Annotated in this window: 26 protein-coding genes and 1 pseudogene; 21 read left to right on the top strand and 6 right to left on the bottom strand. The window is 37.5% G+C overall.

Translation table 11 applies throughout. From position 1 onward, the window contains the following. The 3 genes from N8M16_RS06255 (at window position 1) to dnaJ (ending at window position 2449) form a co-directional block, all read left to right on the top strand. Entirely contained in the window at window positions 1-402 is a 402-nt protein-coding gene (locus tag N8M16_RS06255; RefSeq protein WP_000114425.1) for a hypothetical protein, read from the top strand. A gap of 79 nt (window positions 403-481) precedes the next feature. Beyond that, entirely contained in the window at window positions 482-1114 is a 633-nt protein-coding gene (locus N8M16_RS06250; RefSeq protein WP_000756346.1) for a DJ-1/PfpI family protein, read from the top strand. Window positions 1115-1312: 198 nt separating this feature from the next. Further along, on the top strand, window positions 1313-2449 hold the full coding sequence (gene dnaJ, locus N8M16_RS06245) for a molecular chaperone DnaJ (protein WP_001066308.1): 1137 nt from the start codon (window positions 1313-1315) through the stop codon (window positions 2447-2449). A gap of 339 nt (window positions 2450-2788) precedes the next feature. Here the strand turns inward: dnaJ and N8M16_RS06240 are convergent, their stop codons facing one another. Then, window positions 2789-3076, bottom strand: a complete 288-nt coding sequence (locus N8M16_RS06240; RefSeq protein ID WP_261069821.1) for a hypothetical protein — start codon at window positions 3074-3076, stop codon at window positions 2789-2791. Between the two features lie 9 nt (window positions 3077-3085). Continuing rightward, window positions 3086-3496 (bottom strand): HIT family protein, encoded by a 411-nt coding sequence (locus N8M16_RS06235; RefSeq protein ID WP_023932568.1) that lies wholly within the window; start codon window positions 3494-3496, stop codon window positions 3086-3088. Window positions 3497-3563: 67 nt separating this feature from the next. On the opposite strand from N8M16_RS06235, the gene N8M16_RS06230 reads away from it, so the two are divergent. Continuing rightward, on the top strand, window positions 3564-4295 hold the full coding sequence (locus N8M16_RS06230) for an ABC transporter ATP-binding protein (RefSeq protein WP_261069820.1): 732 nt from the start codon (window positions 3564-3566) through the stop codon (window positions 4293-4295). Next, window positions 4292-5341, top strand: a complete 1050-nt coding sequence (locus N8M16_RS06225; protein WP_261069819.1) for an ABC transporter permease — start codon at window positions 4292-4294, stop codon at window positions 5339-5341. Before N8M16_RS06230 ends, N8M16_RS06225 begins: the two co-directional genes overlap by 4 nt. A gap of 61 nt (window positions 5342-5402) precedes the next feature. Here N8M16_RS06225 and N8M16_RS06220 read toward each other — a convergent pair whose 3' ends face one another. Beyond that, window positions 5403-5732: a helicase BlpT gene (locus tag N8M16_RS06220; protein WP_261069818.1), complete on the bottom strand. Its 330-nt coding sequence runs from the start codon at window positions 5730-5732 to the stop codon at window positions 5403-5405. Between the two features lie 276 nt (window positions 5733-6008). Between N8M16_RS06220 and N8M16_RS06215 the strand changes: the two genes are divergently transcribed. Genes N8M16_RS06215 through N8M16_RS06205 form a run of 3 tightly spaced genes read left to right on the top strand, consistent with a single transcriptional unit; the run spans window position 6009 to window position 8443 of the window. Further along, a complete protein-coding gene (locus N8M16_RS06215; RefSeq protein ID WP_033684769.1) occupies window positions 6009-6347 on the top strand; it encodes a LytTR family DNA-binding domain-containing protein in 339 nt (112 codons plus the stop codon). A gap of 4 nt (window positions 6348-6351) precedes the next feature. Further along, window positions 6352-7089, top strand: a complete 738-nt coding sequence (locus N8M16_RS06210) for a response regulator transcription factor (protein ID WP_261069817.1) — start codon at window positions 6352-6354, stop codon at window positions 7087-7089. A 13-nt stretch (window positions 7090-7102) separates the two neighbouring features. Continuing rightward, on the top strand, window positions 7103-8443 hold the full coding sequence (locus tag N8M16_RS06205) for a sensor histidine kinase (protein ID WP_261069816.1): 1341 nt from the start codon (window positions 7103-7105) through the stop codon (window positions 8441-8443). Between the two features lie 42 nt (window positions 8444-8485). On the opposite strand, the gene blpC is transcribed toward N8M16_RS06205, so the two are convergent. Genes blpC through blpA form a run of 3 tightly spaced genes read right to left on the bottom strand, consistent with a single transcriptional unit; the run spans window position 8486 to window position 12223 of the window. Continuing rightward, a complete protein-coding gene (blpC, locus tag N8M16_RS06200; RefSeq protein ID WP_033684772.1) occupies window positions 8486-8641 on the bottom strand; it encodes a quorum-sensing system pheromone BlpC in 156 nt (51 codons plus the stop codon). Window positions 8642-8697: 56 nt separating this feature from the next. Continuing rightward, window positions 8698-10059, bottom strand: a complete 1362-nt coding sequence (blpB, locus tag N8M16_RS06195) for a peptide export ABC transport accessory protein BlpB (RefSeq protein ID WP_261069815.1) — start codon at window positions 10057-10059, stop codon at window positions 8698-8700. A 10-nt stretch (window positions 10060-10069) separates the two neighbouring features. Continuing rightward, window positions 10070-12223 carry a peptide cleavage/export ABC transporter BlpA gene (gene blpA / locus N8M16_RS06190; RefSeq protein WP_261069814.1) on the bottom strand — a complete coding sequence of 718 codons (2154 nt, stop codon included), beginning with the start codon at window positions 12221-12223 and terminating at the stop codon, window positions 10070-10072. A 281-nt stretch (window positions 12224-12504) separates the two neighbouring features. Between blpA and N8M16_RS06185 the strand changes: the two genes are divergently transcribed. The 13 genes and pseudogenes from N8M16_RS06185 (at window position 12505) to blpZ (ending at window position 19419) form a co-directional block, all read left to right on the top strand. Next, the gene (locus N8M16_RS06185; protein WP_049532241.1) at window positions 12505-12735 is read left to right on the top strand and encodes a bacteriocin class II family protein; all 231 of its coding nucleotides are present in this window, start codon (window positions 12505-12507) and stop codon (window positions 12733-12735) included. A 2-nt stretch (window positions 12736-12737) separates the two neighbouring features. Next, window positions 12738-12857 (top strand): PncF family bacteriocin immunity protein, encoded by a 120-nt coding sequence (locus N8M16_RS06180; RefSeq protein ID WP_033679746.1) that lies wholly within the window; start codon window positions 12738-12740, stop codon window positions 12855-12857. A 298-nt stretch (window positions 12858-13155) separates the two neighbouring features. After that, complete coding sequence (locus N8M16_RS06175) at window positions 13156-13392, top strand: Blp family class II bacteriocin (RefSeq protein WP_033684811.1); 237 nt, start codon at window positions 13156-13158, stop codon at window positions 13390-13392. Between the two features lie 19 nt (window positions 13393-13411). Further along, a complete protein-coding gene (locus N8M16_RS06170; protein ID WP_261069813.1) occupies window positions 13412-13816 on the top strand; it encodes an immunity protein in 405 nt (134 codons plus the stop codon). A 160-nt stretch (window positions 13817-13976) separates the two neighbouring features. Then, complete coding sequence (locus N8M16_RS06165) at window positions 13977-15014, top strand: DUF6568 family protein (RefSeq protein ID WP_261069812.1); 1038 nt, start codon at window positions 13977-13979, stop codon at window positions 15012-15014. Window positions 15015-15449: 435 nt separating this feature from the next. Then, window positions 15450-15698 (top strand): hypothetical protein, encoded by a 249-nt coding sequence (locus tag N8M16_RS06160; protein ID WP_064276253.1) that lies wholly within the window; start codon window positions 15450-15452, stop codon window positions 15696-15698. A 363-nt stretch (window positions 15699-16061) separates the two neighbouring features. After that, window positions 16062-16418, top strand: coding sequence for a hypothetical protein (locus N8M16_RS06155; protein ID WP_001036308.1), 357 nt, complete (start codon window positions 16062-16064; stop codon window positions 16416-16418). 276 nt (window positions 16419-16694) lie between these two features. After that, entirely contained in the window at window positions 16695-17363 is a 669-nt protein-coding gene (locus N8M16_RS06150) for a CPBP family intramembrane glutamic endopeptidase (RefSeq protein WP_033687354.1), read from the top strand. Window positions 17364-17423: 60 nt separating this feature from the next. Further along, window positions 17424-17828, top strand: a complete 405-nt coding sequence (locus N8M16_RS06145; RefSeq protein ID WP_020903123.1) for a hypothetical protein — start codon at window positions 17424-17426, stop codon at window positions 17826-17828. Between the two features lie 50 nt (window positions 17829-17878). After that, window positions 17879-18076: a bacteriocin gene (locus tag N8M16_RS06140; protein WP_031233153.1), complete on the top strand. Its 198-nt coding sequence runs from the start codon at window positions 17879-17881 to the stop codon at window positions 18074-18076. 14 nt (window positions 18077-18090) lie between these two features. Next, complete coding sequence (locus N8M16_RS06135) at window positions 18091-18411, top strand: hypothetical protein (RefSeq protein ID WP_000645118.1); 321 nt, start codon at window positions 18091-18093, stop codon at window positions 18409-18411. A gap of 28 nt (window positions 18412-18439) precedes the next feature. Next, a pseudogene (locus N8M16_RS06130) lies at window positions 18440-19129 on the top strand (lysostaphin resistance A-like protein). Between the two features lie 41 nt (window positions 19130-19170). Further along, complete coding sequence (gene blpZ / locus N8M16_RS06125; RefSeq protein ID WP_000276515.1) at window positions 19171-19419, top strand: immunity protein BlpZ; 249 nt, start codon at window positions 19171-19173, stop codon at window positions 19417-19419. Window positions 19420-19431: the final 12 nt, after the last annotated feature.

The raw sequence follows: 19431 nt of genomic DNA, 5'->3' as shown, positions 1-19431 counted from the left end.
ATGAGTGTATTGGATGAAGAGTATCTAAAAAATACACGAAAAGTTTATAATGATTTTTGTAATAAAGCTGATAGTTATGAATCTGCAAAAGATTTTATAGATAATATTCCAGTAGTGTATTTGGCTAGGTATAAAGCAATTATTTTAGCTGAGCATGAAAGTTGTGTTAAAAATGATGAGGCGGTAAGGAATTTTGTTACTTCAGTATTGTTGTCAGCGCTAGTATCAGCACTAGTATCAGCAACCATACAAAAACCAGAATTTATAATATCGTTTATAATTGGCATGGTTTGGGTTGTCTGTGTTTTCCTTCTAATCTATTGGAATTTTATAGCCAATACTAAGAAGAGACAAAAATATATAAATGTTTGTGTGCTTATTGGATATTTAAAATCAAAATAAATTTGATTTAAGTTACTTCACTCATCCACAGAGGTTGCAATCCAGCCTCTGTTTTTCGATAAAATAGAGGATGTTGCGTATGAAAAAAGTACTTTGTATCATTTATCCTAATTTTTCTCTTTATGAGATAACCACTTTAACGAGTACTTTAGCTCTGTCTTTTGATATCACGATTGATTATGTCGCTTCTGAGAATTCGATGGTAGTCTCTGAGGATGGTTTGCCCTGTCAACCGACGAAAACATTGGATCAGCTCTGTATAGAAGATTATTCTTGTGTAATTTTGCCAGGAATGGTCAATATAGGTCCTGCTCTACAAGATGAGAAATTGATTTCGTTTTTGAGAAGTCTTAATGAGCAAGATATCCTAATTGCAGCCATTTCTTCAGCGCCCATTTTACTAGCGAAAGCTGGCTTGTTGAACGACACGAAATTTACAGGTGGAATTTGGCAAAACTTCTTTGATTATTTTGAATTTCTTCCACGTAAGAATTTTCAACCGAAAGTTCTTGTCCAAGATAAACAAATCATTACGGCTATCGGTTTTGCACATCAAGAGTTTGCAAGAAAAGTGATTTTCGGTTTAGGGTTGGCAGAGAATACGGACAACTATTTTAAAGAACAGAACGAGTATGCTGAAGAGGATTTGATATTTACTCTATCAGATGAAGAGTTTAATCAAGTGAAGCAGAGTATAGAAAACAGCCTCTAAAGATTTACATGAAAATTATAGAAAGGAACAAAGGTGTTCAGGGAATTGAACACGGGTTCCAGAATTTCTAACTCAATATAAAAGAAAGGAATTGAACCCGACCTAAATTCTCGGAAAAAAGATAAATCTGTCTAGGAGCATCGCTTCAGCGTCAGATTTCCTATTTTTCAGTCGAATTTTACGGTCTTGGTATCTTGTATGAACAATACTGAATTTTATGATCGTCTGGGGGTGTCAAAAAACGCTTCGGCAGACGAAATCAAAAAGGCTTATCGTAAGCTTTCGAAAAAATATCACCCAGATATCAATAAGGAGCCTGGTGCTGAGGAAAAGTACAAGGAAGTTCAGGAAGCTTATGAGACTTTGAGTGACGACCAAAAACGTGCTGCCTATGACCAATACGGTGCTGCTGGAGCCAACGGTGGTTTTGGTGGAGCTGGTGGTTTCGGCGGTTTCGATGGGGCAGGAGGCTTCGGTGGTTTTGAGGATATTTTCTCAAGTTTCTTCGGCGGAGGCGGTGCTTCGCGCAATCCAAATGCTCCTCGTCAGGGGGATGACCTCCAATACCGTGTGAATTTGACCTTTGAAGAAGCTATTTTTGGAGCTGAAAAAGAGGTTAAGTACAATCGTGAAGCAAGCTGTAGTACATGTAATGGCTCAGGTGCTAAGCCAGGAACAAGTCCAGTCACTTGTGGACGCTGTCATGGCGCTGGTGTCATTAACGTCGATACACAAACTCCTCTTGGTATGATGCGTCGCCAAGTAACCTGTGATGTCTGTCATGGTCGCGGAAAAGAAATCAAAGATCCATGTACAACATGTCACGGAACAGGGCATGAAAAACAAGCGCATAGCGTACATGTCAAAATTCCTGCTGGTGTGGAAACTGGTCAACAAATTCGGCTAGCTGGTCAAGGTGAGGCAGGATTTAACGGTGGACCATACGGTGACTTGTATGTAGTAGTTTCGGTGGAAGCCAGCGATAAGTTTGAACGTGAAGGAACGACTATCTTCTACAATCTCAACCTCAACTTTGTCCAAGCAGCTCTTGGTGACACAGTAGATATCCCAACTGTTCACGGCGATGTTGAATTGGTTATCCCAGAGGGAACTCAGACTGGTAAGAAATTCCGTTTACGTGGTAAGGGAGCTCCGAGCCTTCGTGGCGGTGCAGTTGGTGACCAATACGTTACAGTTAATGTCGTAACACCGACAGGCTTGAACGACCGCCAAAAAGCAGCTTTGAAAGAATTCGCAGCTGCAGGCGATTTGAAAGTCAATCCAAAGAAAAAGGGCTTCTTTGACCATATTAAAGATGCCTTTGAAGGAGAATAATACTCTTCGAAAATCTCTTCAAACCGTGTCAACGTCGTCTTGCCGTATATATGTGACTGACTTTGTCAGTCTTATCTACAACCTCAAAACAGTGTTTGAGCAAGCTGCGGCTAGTTTCTTAGTTTGCTCTTTGATTTTCATTGAGTATAAATCAAATACTTTCCCAGACTTTCCGCCGTAATGAAAACACCTGAAACCGTTTGATTTCAGGTGTTCGGAAACTTTGAGACCTAGGCTCAAAGTTTAGGTATGGAACTTCGAAGAAGGTCGCTACCGTCCGTCATTACTTAAGGAAAGTCTTAAAAAATCTATAAACTAAAAAGAGCCAATTGGCTCTTTTTACTTATCTTCCATTTCCTGTGTTTCTTTGATAACAGCTAGTCTAGTCTGGATATCTTTTTCCAAGACCTTAAACTTGTAGGTGAGGTCTTCTTGATATTCCTTGATGAGTTCTTTTTGCTGGTCGATGATTTGCAGGCTGTTTTGGATAATATCCACATCGTCCTTGATAGCTTGAACGCGGTCAGTGGTATTCAAGACTTCATCTGTGATGGTTTGGCGATTTTTTGTGAGCAGATAACTTCCAGCTGCAGCTCCTGCAAATAGCAGTAGGTTGGATAATTTCATGGCAACTCCTTAGGCGTTTTTGATGGTTTCAGCGATTTGAGCGAGTTTGTCAAAGTCTGGTTCGTGGGCTATAAAATCAATCTTGAGGTCATCGTCCGCACTGTAGCGAGGCACGAGGTGAACGTGGGTATGAAAGACTGTTTGCCCTGCGATTTCTTCACAGTTGGCAATGATATTCATGCCAGCAGCCTTGGTAGCTTTCATGACTTTTTGAGCTACTTTTGGTACTTGGGCAAAGAGTTGGCTGGCGCTAGTAGCATCCATTTCTAAAAGATTGCGATAGTGTTCCTTTGGCACGACCAAGGTGTGTCCTGGTGTCACTTGAGAGATATCAAGAAAGGCAAGAACCTGCTCATCTTCATATACTTTTGAAGCAGGAATTTCCCCTGCAATGATTTTACAAAAAATGCAATCTGACATAAAATCTACCTCTACTGTATTGAATTTTGATATAATATAGCTACATTATACCAGATTTGGAGAAAATATGTTAGAAATTAAAAACCTGACAGGTGGCTATGTCCATGTCCCTGTCTTGAAAGATGTGTCCTTTACTGTTGAAAGTGGGCAGCTGGTCGGTCTGATTGGTCTCAATGGTGCTGGGAAATCAACGACGATCAATGAAATTATCGGTCTGTTGACACCTTATAGTGGTTCCATCAATATCAATGGCTTGACCCTGCAAGAAGATGCAACGAGCTACCGCAAGCAAATTGGCTACATTCCTGAGACACCTAGCTTGTATGAGGAATTGACCCTCAGAGAGCATATCGAAACGGTTGCCATGGCTTATGGTATTGAGCAGAAAGTGGCTTTTGATCGAGTAGAACCTCTGTTAAAAATGTTCCGTCTGGACCAGAAATTGGACTGGTTCCCTGTTCATTTTTCAAAAGGGATGAAGCAGAAAGTCATGATTATTTGTGCTTTTGTGGTGGATCCGAGTCTTTTCATCGTGGATGAGCCCTTCCTTGGTCTTGATCCGCTAGCTATTGCGGACTTGATTCAGCTTTTGGAAGTGGAAAAGCAAAAGGGTAAGTCTATTCTCATGAGTACCCACGTGCTGGATTCGGCAGAGAAGATGTGTGATGCCTTTGTCATTCTTCACAAGGGAGAGGTGCATGCCAAGGGGAATCTCCTGCAACTGCGCGAAGCCTTTGATATGCCTGAGGCTAGTTTGAATGATATTTACTTGGCTCTGACCAAAGAGGAGGAGATATGAAAAACTTGTTTTTAAAGAGAAAGCAGGCTTTTCGTAAGGAGTGTCTTGGTTATCTGCGCTATGTGCTTAATGACCACTTTGTCTTGTTCCTGCTTGTCTTGCTGGGCTTTCTAGCCTACCAGTACAGTCAACTCTTGCAACATTTTCCTGAAAATCATTGGCCTATCCTTTTGTTTGTAGGAATTACGTCTGTTTTACTGTTGCTTTGGGGAGGAATTGCCACCTATATGGAGGCTCCAGACAAGCTCTTTCTCTTGGTCGGAGAAAAGGAAATCAAACTCTATCTCAAGCATCAAACTGGCATTTCCCTAGTCTTTTGGCTCTTTGTCCAGACCCTTTTCTTGCTGTTATTTGCGCCTTTATTTTTAGCCATGGGCTATGGCTTGCCTGTTTTTCTGGTCTATGTGCTTTTATTGGGAGTAGGTAAATATTTCCTCTTTCGTCAAAAGGCCAGCAAATTTTTTACGGAAACTGGACTGGACTGGGACTATGTTATTTCTCAAGAAAGCAAGCGTAAGCAAGTCTTGCTTCGTTTCTTTGCCCTCTTTACGCAGGTAAAGGGAATTTCAAACAGCGTCAAGCGTCGTGCCTATCTGGACTTTATCCTAAAGACTGTTCAGAAGGCGCCTGGAAAGATTTGGCAAAATCTCTATCTGCGTTCTTATCTGCGAAATGGAGACCTTTTTGCGCTCAGCCTTCGTCTGCTCTTGCTTTCCATACTGGCGCAGGTTTTTATCGAGCAAGCTTGGATTGCGACAGCAGTGGTGGTTCTCTTTAACTACCTCTTGCTCTTCCAGTTGCTGGCCCTCTATCATGCCTTTGACTACCAGTATTTGACCCAACTCTTTCCGCTGGACAAGGGGCAAAAGGAAAAAGGCTTGCAGGCGGTAGTCCGAGGATTGACCAGTTTCGTCTTAGTAGTGGAATTAGTTGTTGGATTGATTACCTTCCAAGAAAAACTAGCTCTTCTAGCCTTACTGGGAGCTGGTTTGGTTTTACTAGTCTTGTACCTACCTTATCAGGTCAAACGTCAGATGCAGGAGTAACATTGCCTATATGACACTAAAAAAGAAGTTGAGTTCAGTTTGTCTCAACTTCTTTTATTTTCTACAAGATAATGGTTGGTCCGTAGAGACTCAACTTGGTCTTGACTTGGTCAAAGTGGAAACGGTCATAGGCACGCCAAGCGGCACGAGTAGGAGCATCTGGTTCAAGAGCGCTGAGTCCCATGAGAAGACTGGAAGTCTGGTAAAATTTTTCCAGTTCAATCAAGACTCGATTATCCACTGTTTCAGCCTTGGCTAGAAAACCAAGAATAGAGTTTAGTTGCTCCTGAAAGCGGACGTCGTCAGCGGTTGCCTGTTTGCATGCTTGGTAGGCTTTATTTAAGTCAGTAATCAAAGCCTGAGCTCTTTTGATAGGGTCTGCATCTGTCATGAAAATTCCTCCTTTAATATGGGTGCTAGTCTTGATTCTAGCAATTGTATTTTGATACTGTCAGTTTATCACTTTTATCTCCTTTTTTATCTACAAATCTTTAATTGTTCTTGAAATTTCCTGAATGGTACTGTTAAGATTTTATGATAAAATAGTTGTAAGATTATCATGATGTTGTAGAAAAATAGTCCTTTTAGGAGTTTTCAAAGACTGTTTAGGATTGGGTGGGCTTGTGTTAGATTTTTTCTGTTATTCTTTTCTTAGGAGGAGAATCCAATGAAACATATGATTATTCAGACACAGAAGACAGTCTATAAAGTAAACGTCGACGATATCTACTATATCCAAACACATCCAACTAAAGCCCATACTGTACAGATTGTTACAGAAGAAGCTAGTTTTAATATGGTTCAAAATTTAAGTAATCTTGAGAACCAATATGGGGAAACCTTGATGAGATGTCATCGAAATTGTTTGGTCAATCTTGATAAAGTAAAATCGATTGATTTTCAAGAAAGAATCCTTTTTCTTGGAGAAGAAGGTCAATACGCTGTCAAGTATGCCAGACGTCGCTATAGAGAAATTCGTCAAAAATGGTTGAAAGAAGGAGAGTAAGAAGATGAGAATATTTGTTTTAGAAGATGATTTTTCCCAACAAGCTAGAATTGAAACGACGATTGAGAAACTTTTGAAAGAACATCATATCATTCCTAGCTCTTTTGAGGTCTTTGGCAAGCCAGACCAACTGCTGGCAGAGGTGCATGAGAAGGGAGCGCATCAGCTATTCTTTTTGGATATTGAGATTCGAAATGAGGAGATGAAGGGGCTGGAAGTGGCTAGAAAGATTCGGGATCGGGATCCTTATGCCCTGATTGTCTTTGTGACGACTCACTCGGAGTTTATGCCCCTGTCCTTTCGCTACCAAGTGTCAGCTTTGGACTACATTGATAAGGCCCTTTCGGCAGAGGAATTTGAATCTCGGATTGAGACAGCCCTCCTTTATGCCAATAGTCAAGACAGTAAAAGTCTGGCGGAAGATTGTTTTTACTTTAAATCAAAATTTGCCCAATTCCAGTATCCTTTTAAAGAGGTTTACTATCTCGAAACGTCGCCCAAATCTCATCATGTCATTCTCTATACCGAGACGGACAGACTGGAATTTACAGCGAGTTTGGAGGAGATTCTTAAGCAGGAGCCTCGTCTCCTGCAGTGCCACCGCTCTTTTCTCATCAATCCTGCAAATGTGGTGCATTTGGATAAGAAAGAAAAACTGCTTTTCTTTCCCAATGGGAGAAGCTGTCTAATCGCGCGTTATAAGGTCAGGGAAGTGTCTGAAGCCATCAATAAATTACACTGAGCTAGGAGAGTTTATGAACATTGCTTGGATATTGTTGTATTTTCTTGTTATTAATGGACTAGAAATTGTCATTTTCTTTAAGGTAGATGGAATTGGTCTCACTTTTGAGAGGATTTTTAAAGCTTTTCTTCTGAAATTTCTTCTAGGGACCATTTTTGCGACTTTTCAATTTTTGGATGTAAGTGAATATTTGTCCTATTTTATAGAACCTTTGTTCGGTATATGTCTATCTTTCTTATTGTTAAGAGGGCTTCCTAAAAAAATCCTTATTTTTTATGGTCTCTTCCCAATGATATTAGTAGAGCTCTTTTACAGAGGTGTTTCCTATTTTGTGCTTCCATTTTTGGGGCAAGGAATTGTAGATGGGGATGGCAATCCTATCTTTTTATTGATTATGATATTCGTTTGCTTCATAGTTTTAGTCTTTTTGAAATGGTTAGACTATGATTTCACTAGATTGAGAAAGGAGTTTCTAGATAAAGGTTTTCAAAAGTCTCTTACTAAGATTAACTGGGTAATGGGGGCTTATTATCTAGTGATGCAAAGTCTATCTTACCTTGAATACCAACAAGGTATTCAATCAACGACAGTTCGCCATTTCATTCTAGTATTTTATCTACTCTTTTTTATGGGGGTTATCAAGAAATTAGATACCTATTTGAAGGAAAAACTTCAGGGAAAACTGAACCGAGAGCAGGTCTTGCGCTATAGAGATATGGAGCGGTATAGTCGGCATATAGAAGAACTTTATAAGGAAGTACGGAGTTTTCGACATGACTACACCAACCTCTTGACCAGTTTACGTCTGGGTATTGAAGAGGAGGATATGGAGCAGATAAAAGAGATTTACGACTCTGTTTTAAAGGATTCCAGTCAGAAATTGCAGGACAATAAATATGACCTGGGCAGATTGGTGAATATTCGTGACCGTGCCCTCAAAAGTCTCCTAGCAGGGAAATTTCTAAAAGCGAGAGATAAGAAGATTATCTTTAATGTCGAAGTTCCTGAGGAGATTCAGGTTGAGGGGATGAGTCTGCTTGATTTTCTAACCATTGTGTCTATCCTTTGTGACAATGCTATTGAAGCGAGTACAGAGGCTAGTCAACCTCATGTTTCAATCGCTTTTTTTAAAAATGGAGAACAGGAGACCTTTATCATTGAAAACTCCATCAAAGAAGAGAGCATAGATATTTCTGAAATCTTTTCCTTTGGAGCAAGTTCTAAAGGGGAGGAGAGAGGAGTTGGTCTCTATACCGTTATGAAAATTGTGGAAAGTCATCCTAATACCAGTCTCAATACCACCTGCCAAAATCAAGTCTTTCGTCAGGTGTTTACTATAATACATACAGAATGATAAAAAATAAGACCGAGAGTTCTTGTTACTCGGTCTTATTTTTTATAGCTGAATAGGTAGTTCAAGTGCTTTTGTGATTTTAAATTTACCTAAAATTGTTTCATGTAAGAGTTTTTCCCACCATCCTCCACCTGTAATTTGGTTGAGTTCGGTAGTTGTTAGTTCTTGAAATGAAGTTAGGTTTTGTTTCTTATCCATGTTATGATTCTCCTTTTTGATAAGATAATAAATAGTTCTAGAGTGTTATCTGAAAATTAATCAGAATGGGTTAAAATTTTATCTTTAAAATAATCAAAATATGTTTTCTTTGCAGTTACACTAGTGACGCGACCTTGTAAGCCATATTGGATGAGTTTACTATCCTCATCAGATAGTTTTGCAAGAGCGCTTAGTTTAAAGAGATTTCCTTGCTCTGTTCTGGTAGGAGTTTGATCAATTGTCTGAAGTTGGCCGATGATGGTAATGCCGTGATTTCCAATCTTCTCCAGTTTTAATCTTACAGTTTGTCCTTTATCTAGTAGAGGTAGATAGTCAGAAGATACGTAGTAAGTGATTAGTACTTCTCTTGTATCTGTGATGACAGGGAATATTTGAGCAATTTCTGTACCAGTTGGAATTCTATTTTTACCTTCAAATTCGCTGTTCAGATGAACGATACCTTTACTTGGAGCGGTTAAGGTATTGTTTTCTAAGCGCTGTGTCGCTTGATCTAGTTGTACTTTTAATTCTGTTAATTGATTTTCCACGGTTAGTTGTTGCTGAGAAGCTGTCTGTAAAAATTGAGTACGAAGTACTTCAATTTTGGTCGCTAAACTATTGTCATAAGTTGCTACACTTCCGATACCAGCTTGCTGAATTTTGAGGCTTGCGATAGATGATTCCAGACCTGCAATACTTTGATTAATTTGAGATAAAAATGGCTCTTCTGCAGTTCCTTGTGTTTGTCCTTGTGAGGCTACAAGATAACGATTCAAAATTGACTGGTGTGGATTGCCAGTTGGTAAGCGAGCCCTTTTATTTATGATAGCATCTCTCAGCTCCTGGTATTCTCCAATTTGTTGTTGAACTTTTGTGATTTCTTGTTCGATGGCTGATGAACTGCTATTGGCAAGATTGGCTTGATTTGAAACCTCAGTGTTAGTCTTTGTGATACCCAGTTCAATATCATGGGATTGTTTAGTAAAATTCATAAAGGTATTATGGTAGCCAAACTCATCCTCGCCAGAAAAAAGATCAGTCGCTGTTTCTAAGCTTTGTTTCAAAATTCCAAGTCCTTCTTTTTGCTTCTCAAGTCTTTGTAATTGAGTTTCTAAGGCAGTTTTCTGACTTTCTTCCATTGTTTCAGAGTATTTGATGAGTAAGTCACCTTTTTCAACTACTTGATTTGCCACTAAATGATTAGCTAGGATAGGATTATCACTTGTTGACTGAATGGATGCAATGACACTTGTAGGGGTGATTTCTCCTTGGGAAGTGACAGTAATTTCTTTTGTGGCAACGAGGGAGAAAATCAAGATGAAAGTAAACAGTAATGAAAGAGGTATGATTAATACTGTCGCATAGTTATGGTAACGTCTCTGATAAAACTCGACGCTTCTAAAAAGATTAGGATTCATGACATTCTCCTTATTTATTGAATAGATGGTGGTAGAAGCCTTGCGCCTGCATTAACTCTTGATGACTACCAACTTCAATGATTTTCCCCTGGTCAAGAACAATGACACGGTTGGTTCGTTCGGCTATACTGAGACGATGGGCTACAAAGAGAATGGTTTTATCAGTTAGGGACATAAGATTATCTATAACTTTTTTCTCAGTCAAGACATCAAGACCGCTAGTAGCTTCATCTAGTATTAAAACAGGAGCTTTAGTTAAAAGAGCACGAGCGAGGGCTATTCGTTGCTTTTGTCCTCCTGATAGACCAGCTCCATCAGAGAGATGAGTTTGATAGCCCATAGGCATTCTTTCAATGTCTTGACGGATTTCAGCTAATTCACAAGCTTTTAGAATATCTTCTTGGCTAATCATATGATTACCGCCCAAGGTTAAGTTTTCCAAAATAGAGCCATTAAAGATATAGGCTTGTTGGGGTAGGTAATTAATATGACGGCGCAAGACTTTTTTATCAATGTTTTTAATATCCTGATGATTGATGGAAATATGTCCTTTGTAGGGTTCAAAGAAATTGACAATCATTTTGGCTAAAGTTGTTTTACCAGAACCACTAACTCCAACTAGGCTAACCTTATCTCCTTGTTTAATCGTGAGATTAATATCTGTTAAGGTATCTCGTCCAAAACCATACTTATAAGAAAGGTCATCGAATTCAATATCGCCCATCAAAAAATGTGAATGAACAGGGTTTTCTTGAACTTGAAATTCAGATTCGACTAGATAGACTTCGTTCAAACGGTTATTAGCGACCTTCGCAGATTGGAGTTTGGTTTGGAGGTTGATAATATTTTCCATAGGAGTTGTAAAGTAAGAAAGAAGTGTGTTAAAGGTAATCAGCTGACCGATAGAAATTTTACTCGACATGACTAATTGAGCGCCAAACCATAGGATAAGGATATTCAGAACTAATTTTGTTCCCTGCTTTAAACTTGTTTGTAAAATAGAATATTTACTGAGCTTAAAGGATTTTTCTAAATAATCTACAAATTCGCTGTCTATATTTTGATAGCGATTTTCTTCACTCGTGAGCGACTTTATAGTTTCAATCCCGTTGATATCTTCAATGATGGCAGAGCTAACCATAGAATTACTTTGCATGACATCATGGTTCATTTTTTCGAAAGGCTTCATAAAAGAAAAGATGATGAACATGTATATAGGAATAGAAATAAGAGAAAGAAGGAAGAGATTAGGGTTTTGTGCCAGTAAGACGCCTCCTACAAGAATCAGAATAGAAACATCCAGAAAAAGAGAAAGAATGGTAGAAGCCAAGGCATCTATAATAGAGTTAGCATCTGTGAACCGTGAAATGATTTCTCCTGTACGACGTGTCGCAAAGAAAGACATAGGAAGTTCAAAAATATGGCGGATATAGGATAAAATCACATCAATGCTTAATCTCTGACTCAGAATAGTTAGGAGATAATCTCGGGAGAAACTCATGACTTGCTGGAGGATATAGGTTATAACCAGACCAACTGAGATGATTCCTAAAGTTGATTTCATCTGATTTGGAATGTATTCATCCAAGATTCCTTGGAGATAATAAGAACCACCGATATTGATAATAGTGACCAATAAGCTTGAGAGAACGATGTAAGCAATGAGAGATTTTTGTTTGAAAATCAGAGGAAGGAAGCTTAGTAGACCATTCTTTTTATCTTTATGGGGTTGATAGCTAGGTTTGGGAGCTAGAAAAATAGCTACTCCAGTCCATTCAGAGAAAAAGCGTTCTTTTGACATTTTAGTGATTTTTACAGAAGGGTCAGGATCACCAATAATCAGATAGTCTTTCTTTGTTTGATAGACAACATAGTAATGTTGGAGTTTTCCTTCTTTGTTAACGTGAACGATAAATGGATAGGGGACATCACTCATGTCAAAGAGAGTTTTATCTGCTTGAACAGGTCTTGTTTCAAAGCCCATTTCATTTGCGGCTTTTACAATGCCAAGAGCAGTTGTCCCTTCCTTATTGGTCTTTGCAAGTTCTCTCAAGTGAGCTAGAGAAAAATCTGAACCATAGAATTTAGCAATCGAGGCTAAGGCAGCGACACCACAGTCTCTAGCATCTATTTGAGGAACAAATGTACGTTTATAAGAAGTCATTGGCAATTCCTTTCATATAGTAGATAGGTATATTATGCCATAAAAATAAGTTCATATTTTATAAAATCTTGAATAGTCATTGAAATTTCCTGAATGGTAAAAAAGTGATTAGAAACTGTCTTTTTTAAAAAATTTAGAGGTGATTTGAAATAAAAAGCTAATTCAAGGCGTTTCGATGACAATTCAAGATTTGGATGAAAAATTTTAAAAAACAATGATATACTAAACTTGTCAAAGTTGCAACAGGACAAAAAATTAAAAATAAAAAAGGAGTATTTGTCATGGATACAAAAATGATGGAACAATTTGAGATTATGGATACTGATATGCTTACTTGCGTTGAAGGTGGCGATTGTAATTGGGGAGATTTTGCCAAAGCAGGTGTTGGAGGAGGAGTAGCAAGAGGTCTTCGGCTAGGAATTAAAACAAGAACATGGCAAGGTGCAGCAGCTGGTGCTGCAGGAGGAGCTATACTTGGAGGTGTAGCTTATGCAGCCACATGTTGGTGGTAATTATGGATTTTAAAAGTTTTATTATTGGTTTAGTAGTTGGTATATTAGGCCCCTATATGGATGATTTAATTAGAAAAATATTTTCAAAATCTCCCAAAAAGAATAAGGATAGTACTTTCTAAAAAATCAATTTCTCCCCTGTATTTGCTAGATTAATTTACAGGGGAGTTTCTTTAATATTATTTCGTCTGTCAAAGTGATATGGGATAGCAGGGTGAAAAGTTTACCAACAAGTCGGTATCAAGACAATATAAAGAGGAAAGTATGTTTTTCATGCTTGCTTTTTTTAATTTTTTTACAATTCAAGATGTTTCGATGACAATTCAAGATTTAGATAAGAAAATTTTAAAAACAGTGCTATACTTAAACTGTCAAGGTTGCAACAGGACAAAAATTAAAAATAAAAAAGGAGTATTTGTCATGGATACAAAAATGATGTCACAATTTTCTGTTATGGATAATGAAATGCTTGCTTGCGTTGAAGGTGGAGATATTGATTGGGGAAGAACAATTGCTTGTGGAGCAGGGATTGCGTATGGCGCACTTGATGGGTATGCAACAACTTATGGTTCGACATTTCTATTGGGACCATATGCTATAGGAACAGGAGCAATTGGTGCTGTGCTAGGTGGGATTGGTGGTGCACTTACCTGTTAGCATAGGAAAGGAGATAGTAATGAAAAAAATATTTGCAACAAAACGCAATGCATTCTTGGTAAGATTGTTGTTTGGTCAGATACCTTTGGTTGTTTCTACTTATCTATTTCTATCTCGTCAGTTTTTAAATTTTTCCGTAGTTTTCCAATTTCTTTTAGTAGTTATTAACTTGGCTTCTATTTTGGCTACTGTTTATCTCACTAGGGAGATGAGGATAAGAGAGTTTGAAGATGATGATTTGGTTAGTCCTAGAACCAATCAACTCATGTTTATCGGCTTGACAGGCTGTATGTCTATTATTTGTTTGTATAGAGGTATAACAGCAGGAGAATTCTATCAACAATTAATTGCCTATATTGGTGCTATTCTCTGCTTGATTATCATGCTTCTGCTCATTTGGGGCTTGAAGTATTATAAAAAGTAGAGCTTAATGAAGTATAAAGGGGTAAGTGTTTTTGAAATACTTACCCTTTTATAATGAATTTTTTGCAATTCAAGATGTTTCGATGACCATTTAAGATTTATATGAATTTGTAATCTTAAATAAGGTAAGATAAAGATAACAAATGTAAAGGAGTATTCTTATGAAGAAACAAAAGATAAAATCGCTATTACTTGTACCATTTGTATTTGCATCTATTACTACGGGTGTTGTATATGCAGAAGAACATCCTACTACTTCATCTATCCAGGCGAATGATAGTTCTCTTGTGGCACCAGATTTGCCATCGGCTAAGGAAAAGGTGGAGCATAAACCTTCCGTTGTAACTCCCGAAGAGTATGAACAGAATGTTACGGACTTTAAAAAGATAGATATTGAAGCTGTACGTCAATCTTTTACAGAGGATCAATTGGAACATACTATTTATTTTGGTAGAAAAACTTGCTCTCATTGTCGTCAATTTTCTCCTGAATTGAAAGAATTTAATAACTTGATTGAAAAGAAGTTAGAGTATTATGATTTGGATGGTAAGGATTTTGATGGGGAAGCGAGAGAGTTTCTATTTAAAAAAGTCGGTATTCCAGGAACACCAACAATTTTGTATTTAAAAAATGGACATCCGATATCTGGATGGGTTGGTGGCGGAGCAACTGCACAACAGGTGTATGATTATATGTACTCGAGAAACTCACCTAAGCAAGCGGAGACAGTGAAATCTTCTGAAGAGACAGTAACTGAAAGTGTCCGTGATGAGAAAACCAGAAATGACAGCATGAGTATTAGTGACAAGGTTGTGAGTGACAGCAAAGGTATGAGTGATGAAAAAAGAACCGAAATGAAAATATCCAATGCTAATTCCAATTCTAATAGCGAAAATAGTGGGAAAGTGGAGAGTACAAACTCAACTTCTAAAGCTAAAACTACTCAATCTGGCAATTTAGCAATGTTAGACAATAAGAATCAATTGGAAACTCCCAAACCTATTTTTGATGTTGCTCAAGAAAATAAAACTTCTTTAACTGATGTTAAGGGGACTGATTATGTAAGCGAATCTATTACTTCGAATGAAAAATTATTACCGAAAACAGGAGAGGAAGAAAGTTACCAACTGATTCGGCTAGCTGTCGCGTTTTTTATGGCTTCTATAATGATTAAAGTGAAACAAAAAATTCATAAATAAAAATAGATGGTAAACAGGTGCAATGATATTATTTGTTTGTAATAACATATAGCTAACATTTGCCTATAGACAAGAGTGAGAAGATAGGTGTATTTATTTTATATATAAAAGATTATAACTGTATATGAACTGAATGATAAAAGGTCAAGTATTTCCGAAATGCTTTCTTTTTCGATTATTTTAACGCCTCAAGATGTTTTGATGACTATTTATGATTTGGATGGAAAATTTCAAAGAATAGTAGTATACTAACATTGTTAAGATTGTATCCGAAAGTGGAATACCAACTCTTATAGAGGAGAAAACTAACCACTTTTAGAGAATTAAATAGTAGTTGATGTATAGGTAAAAAAGCATGGTAAATAGTTAGTATTAATGGTAAATAGTTAGTATTAGCGGAAGTAGAAACAAGAAAAATACGAACGGAAAAATACAATGAAAAAGAGTAGAAAAATTAAAAGAGCAGTGCATAGCATTGCGAACGGGGGAGCATATTTTTTAATCGTTGCACTCCTAATTAATGTGGTTCTTGTCTATTTTTCAGAAGATTTTGACCCAAGGTGGGCAAAAGTTGTACAAATAGTTGGAACACCGTTTTCTTTAGGTTTAGGTTTTTTCATTTATGGTGAAGGCGTAAAAGCACTAAACGAATATAAAAAAGAAGACGACGAGAAGGGGAAATAATAATTAAAAAAACTGAAACAGTACTAAAAAATGTAAAATAAAGGGGGAAAATGGCGAGTAAAAAGAAGTTACTTGGAGAAGAGTTTGGGAAGATGGTGTTGTCAAGGACGATAGCGACCTATGAAAAAGCAATCAACGCTGAAAAATAACATTTTCAGATGAAAAGATGGAGGAGCTAGACAACATACTATCTAATGGAATGGGGTTGCTTGATGGAGTACAAGCATACGGTATTCTAACAGGACGAAAATAAAAAAAGCATTCCTCGTGAATACAAAAACAATGTTTCAATTAGCAGAAGTTAACAGATAAAGTTTGTCTTTATCGAGCCTGACTTTTACCAGAGTATGTGAGGTATATTAAATGAATAAGAAATCCTTTTTTATCATCTGCTCTACGTTGATTATAGCATCGAATCTTCTCATGATTTCCGTGGTGAACAAGGGAGAAGAAACAGGGAGCAATCTGTTTGTGATTGCTATAGCCTGTGTTATGTTACCAGCCTTTTTATATGCAGTTGAAAATCAACTGACTTCATTGGTAAGAGTAGAATCAATACTCCTGATTCAGCTGACAGTTATATCCCTACTCCGTCTTATCAACAGAATAGGGAGGACGCCTGAAATCCTCAACATTATCATTACCCTTATCGCTTTGGCAAGTGGGACAGCTGCTATCCTTGTTGCAATCATGAGAATCTATGAGAACAGACGGAAGTAAGGGTGAATAGTTTTCGATTTTGTATTTTCAAATTGTCAAGTTTCCCCAGGGCAAGTATGTTTTTCATGCTTGCTTTTTAAATTTTTTACAATTCAAGATGTTTTGATGACCATTTATGATTTGAGTGTTCCAAGGATAAAATGAGTGCTATACTAGCAGTGTAAAGGTTGAAGCAGGAAGTATGATAAATCACAAGTTAAGGAAGCGGTGGCTTCGTTCGTGGAAGTAGTAAATTAGAAAAAATATCTTGTTAAGGAGTTGAAAAAAGAACAAACTATGAAAAAAACGATTTCTATCTTTAAAAAAATAATTACTTGTTTTTTACTTACTTTTGCTATTCAAGTTGTACCATTAACTGTTGTGAGACAATTTTATGACGGAGTGATAGGAGATGTGTTCAGTGTTGGTGTCTTCTTTCTATCTTTCTTTATATGCTTAACCATTCTTGTATATCTTATTAAGAGCTGGGGTGATGAGACTACTTTAGATTGCTTGCCAATCAAATGGGTAGAATTGAAATGGATTGTTCTTGCTTATCTGGCTAATCTGGTTTTAGTAGTTGGTTTTATATTTTTCACGACCGTTCTTGGAAAAGTCCATGATAATACAAGTTCTTTAAGCTTTTTTCAACATTTGGAAACAAGTGGTTTCTTGTACATAGTTCTATTCTGGTTGTCAACTACTTTCACTCAACCTCTTTTGGAGGAGATACTCTTTAGAGGAATCATTTTAGGAAGTTTAGAAAAATATTCTCCCATAGTTGCTATTATCCTTTCGGCTGTTCTTTTTGGATTTGCTCATGACGGAGAAATGCTCTCTCAACATCTAGTGTCAGGAATTGTATTAGGAATTCTCTATATAAAGCGGAGAAATCTATATTCCTGTGTAGTCGTACATGGTTTGATGAATGCTACTGTCACCTGTCTCTTTTTTCTGGCTACTTAGGTTTTGAACCGGTGAGTTTGTGTAGTTCTTCGTCTAATAATATATGAAAGGAGCAAAGAAATGAAAACTTTTCTTGCTAAAAAACGGAACATCTTCCTTGCGAGATTGTTCCTAGGTCAGTTGCCCTTACTTGTCTCCACTTATCTATTTCTATCTCGTCAGTTTTTAAATTTTTCCTTGGTTTTCCAATTTCTTTTAGTGGTTATTAACTTGGCTTCTATTTTGGTCACTGTTTACCTCACTAGAGAAATGAGGATAAGAAAGTTTGAAGATGATGATTTGGTTAGTCCTAGAACCAATCAACTCATGTTCATCGGCTTGACAGGTTTTATGTCTATTATTTGTTTGTATAGAGGTGTCACAGCAGGAGAATCTTACCAACAACTAATTGCCTATATTGGCGCTATTCTCTGCTTGATTATTATGCTTCTACTCATTTGGGGCTTGAAGTATTATAAAAAGTAGGGGCTAATGAAGTTTTTGTTATGAATACAAAAACGATGTCATAATTTGAAATGATGGATACTGAGATGCTTGCGAAAGTTGAAGGAAGTTTCGGAGGTTGGGGAGATATGCTTTCTGGTTTATTGGGTGGGCTAGCACCTTCTCCAATTTTGGATCAATTAAATGGTAAGTGGCCTATTATACATCTTTCAAAACCATGTAGTCCTTATGGTATAGGGGGAACTCCAAACTCATGTAATGGTATTTAAAAAGGATTGAAGATATGAAGGCAAAATATGGGAATCAAATTGTTGATGTTTGGGAAATTGGTCAAGCAACTCCTAAACCAAGTTGGGTAGAGGAAGCTTTTCAAAAAAATTATATGGTTTGGTTGGATAATCATGTGCGCATTTTAATGGCAGGTCTTAACACTTCTCTCGCAACGAATATCAAGTTTGGTTTAGTTGGAACAGTTGGAGGAGGATTCGCTGGTTATGGGATGTATGTTCTTGGTTATCCAGGTGATTATATAGATATCACCAATCATAGAGTTGTTTCTGCTAAAACATTTCACAAAAGTTATCAAATTTTAGAAAATGATTAGATATCATTTAATTGTAATGGAGAAAGCAATGAAAAAACATCCTATTCTTTTCAAAGCGAGTGCCATTCTTTCTTATTTGTTTCTGTTTTTCGGACTGTTTTGGACAACCCAATTTTGGAGCAATTATTGGGAGTTCTCGTCTTGGGTAGGAAATCTTATCTGGATTCGAAACATCATCAGCCTTCTCTTTATCAGCTTGATGGTTTGGATTTTGGTCAGGTCGGGCCATGCTTATCTCTTTCGCATCCCTAGGAAAAAGTGGTTGAGTTATTAGGTTCTGACGGTGTTAGCAGCTGTCGTGCTGATATGCTTTAACTATCTGACAGCTAAACACGTTCAGGGGACCAATGAAGGTTGGAATTTGTTTATTGCCTATAGCGAGACAAATTTTGCGGAGTTTGGTGTTTACCTAACCTTAATCGTACTAGGACCTCTGATGGAAGAATTGGTATGTAGGGGACTGCTTCAACATGCCTTCTTTAAGAATTCGAGGTGGAGGCTGGATCTTCTCTTTCCTTCATTCTTATTTGCCTTGCCCCACTTTTCTAGCTTGCCAAGTTTCGCAGATATTTTTGTCTATACGGCAGTGGGTTGTCTATATGCCTGGCTGACACGTTATACGAAGAGTATCTATCCTTCTTATTCGATTCATATTGTTAATAATATCATCGCAAACTTACCATTTTTGCTCACTTTTCTACACAGGGTCCTGGGCTAAAAAACCAGAAGACTTGCTTTTCAGCCATAGAGGAGGTCATCATGTATAAACACTTATTTTTCCTAGATTCAAAAACCTTAGACTGGTTGACACCTTATATTCTGGTCTTGGCTTCTGACACCATTGCTTTTAATGTTTTTGTGCTAACCTTTGTATCTGTGGTGGTCTTTTATTTCCTAAATCCCATGTTATCTTTAATGGCTATCTTCTTAGGGGCTGGCTATGTGGTCGGATTTTGGTTGCTAAAATGGTTTGTTTTGGAAAGGTTAGAGTTAAAGGATGACTTGTAGGGAAGTTTGTTT

Origin of the sequence: Streptococcus mitis (genome assembly GCF_946188375.1) — a bacterium.
GTDB classification, from domain to species: domain Bacteria; phylum Bacillota; class Bacilli; order Lactobacillales; family Streptococcaceae; genus Streptococcus; species Streptococcus mitis_CX.
Note: the sequence above shows the minus strand (reverse complement) of the source record. Positions and strands in the feature narration are given on the sequence as shown.

What these genes read in the sequence shown, in the direction of transcription:
- N8M16_RS06255 (WP_000114425.1), top strand. Translation starts at nt 1, where the DNA reads ATGAGTGTATTGGATGAAGAGTATCTAAAAAATACACGAAAAGTTTAT.
- N8M16_RS06250 (WP_000756346.1), top strand. Translation starts at nt 482, where the DNA reads ATGAAAAAAGTACTTTGTATCATTTATCCTAATTTTTCTCTTTATGAG.
- dnaJ (WP_001066308.1), top strand. Translation starts at nt 1,313, where the DNA reads ATGAACAATACTGAATTTTATGATCGTCTGGGGGTGTCAAAAAACGCT.
- N8M16_RS06240 (WP_261069821.1), bottom strand. Translation starts at nt 3,076, where the DNA reads ATGAAATTATCCAACCTACTGCTATTTGCAGGAGCTGCAGCTGGAAGT.
- N8M16_RS06235 (WP_023932568.1), bottom strand. Translation starts at nt 3,496, where the DNA reads ATGTCAGATTGCATTTTTTGTAAAATCATTGCAGGGGAAATTCCTGCT.
- N8M16_RS06230 (WP_261069820.1), top strand. Translation starts at nt 3,564, where the DNA reads ATGTTAGAAATTAAAAACCTGACAGGTGGCTATGTCCATGTCCCTGTC.
- N8M16_RS06225 (WP_261069819.1), top strand. Translation starts at nt 4,292, where the DNA reads ATGAAAAACTTGTTTTTAAAGAGAAAGCAGGCTTTTCGTAAGGAGTGT.
- N8M16_RS06220 (WP_261069818.1), bottom strand. Translation starts at nt 5,732, where the DNA reads ATGACAGATGCAGACCCTATCAAAAGAGCTCAGGCTTTGATTACTGAC.
- N8M16_RS06215 (WP_033684769.1), top strand. Translation starts at nt 6,009, where the DNA reads ATGAAACATATGATTATTCAGACACAGAAGACAGTCTATAAAGTAAAC.
- N8M16_RS06210 (WP_261069817.1), top strand. Translation starts at nt 6,352, where the DNA reads ATGAGAATATTTGTTTTAGAAGATGATTTTTCCCAACAAGCTAGAATT.
- N8M16_RS06205 (WP_261069816.1), top strand. Translation starts at nt 7,103, where the DNA reads ATGAACATTGCTTGGATATTGTTGTATTTTCTTGTTATTAATGGACTA.
- blpC (WP_033684772.1), bottom strand. Translation starts at nt 8,641, where the DNA reads ATGGATAAGAAACAAAACCTAACTTCATTTCAAGAACTAACAACTACC.
- blpB (WP_261069815.1), bottom strand. Translation starts at nt 10,059, where the DNA reads ATGAATCCTAATCTTTTTAGAAGCGTCGAGTTTTATCAGAGACGTTAC.
- blpA (WP_261069814.1), bottom strand. Translation starts at nt 12,223, where the DNA reads ATGACTTCTTATAAACGTACATTTGTTCCTCAAATAGATGCTAGAGAC.
- N8M16_RS06185 (WP_049532241.1), top strand. Translation starts at nt 12,505, where the DNA reads ATGGATACAAAAATGATGGAACAATTTGAGATTATGGATACTGATATG.
- N8M16_RS06180 (WP_033679746.1), top strand. Translation starts at nt 12,738, where the DNA reads ATGGATTTTAAAAGTTTTATTATTGGTTTAGTAGTTGGTATATTAGGC.
- N8M16_RS06175 (WP_033684811.1), top strand. Translation starts at nt 13,156, where the DNA reads ATGGATACAAAAATGATGTCACAATTTTCTGTTATGGATAATGAAATG.
- N8M16_RS06170 (WP_261069813.1), top strand. Translation starts at nt 13,412, where the DNA reads ATGAAAAAAATATTTGCAACAAAACGCAATGCATTCTTGGTAAGATTG.
- N8M16_RS06165 (WP_261069812.1), top strand. Translation starts at nt 13,977, where the DNA reads ATGAAGAAACAAAAGATAAAATCGCTATTACTTGTACCATTTGTATTT.
- N8M16_RS06160 (WP_064276253.1), top strand. Translation starts at nt 15,450, where the DNA reads ATGAAAAAGAGTAGAAAAATTAAAAGAGCAGTGCATAGCATTGCGAAC.
- N8M16_RS06155 (WP_001036308.1), top strand. Translation starts at nt 16,062, where the DNA reads ATGAATAAGAAATCCTTTTTTATCATCTGCTCTACGTTGATTATAGCA.
- N8M16_RS06150 (WP_033687354.1), top strand. Translation starts at nt 16,695, where the DNA reads ATGAAAAAAACGATTTCTATCTTTAAAAAAATAATTACTTGTTTTTTA.
- N8M16_RS06145 (WP_020903123.1), top strand. Translation starts at nt 17,424, where the DNA reads ATGAAAACTTTTCTTGCTAAAAAACGGAACATCTTCCTTGCGAGATTG.
- N8M16_RS06140 (WP_031233153.1), top strand. Translation starts at nt 17,879, where the DNA reads ATGATGGATACTGAGATGCTTGCGAAAGTTGAAGGAAGTTTCGGAGGT.
- N8M16_RS06135 (WP_000645118.1), top strand. Translation starts at nt 18,091, where the DNA reads ATGAAGGCAAAATATGGGAATCAAATTGTTGATGTTTGGGAAATTGGT.
- blpZ (WP_000276515.1), top strand. Translation starts at nt 19,171, where the DNA reads ATGTATAAACACTTATTTTTCCTAGATTCAAAAACCTTAGACTGGTTG.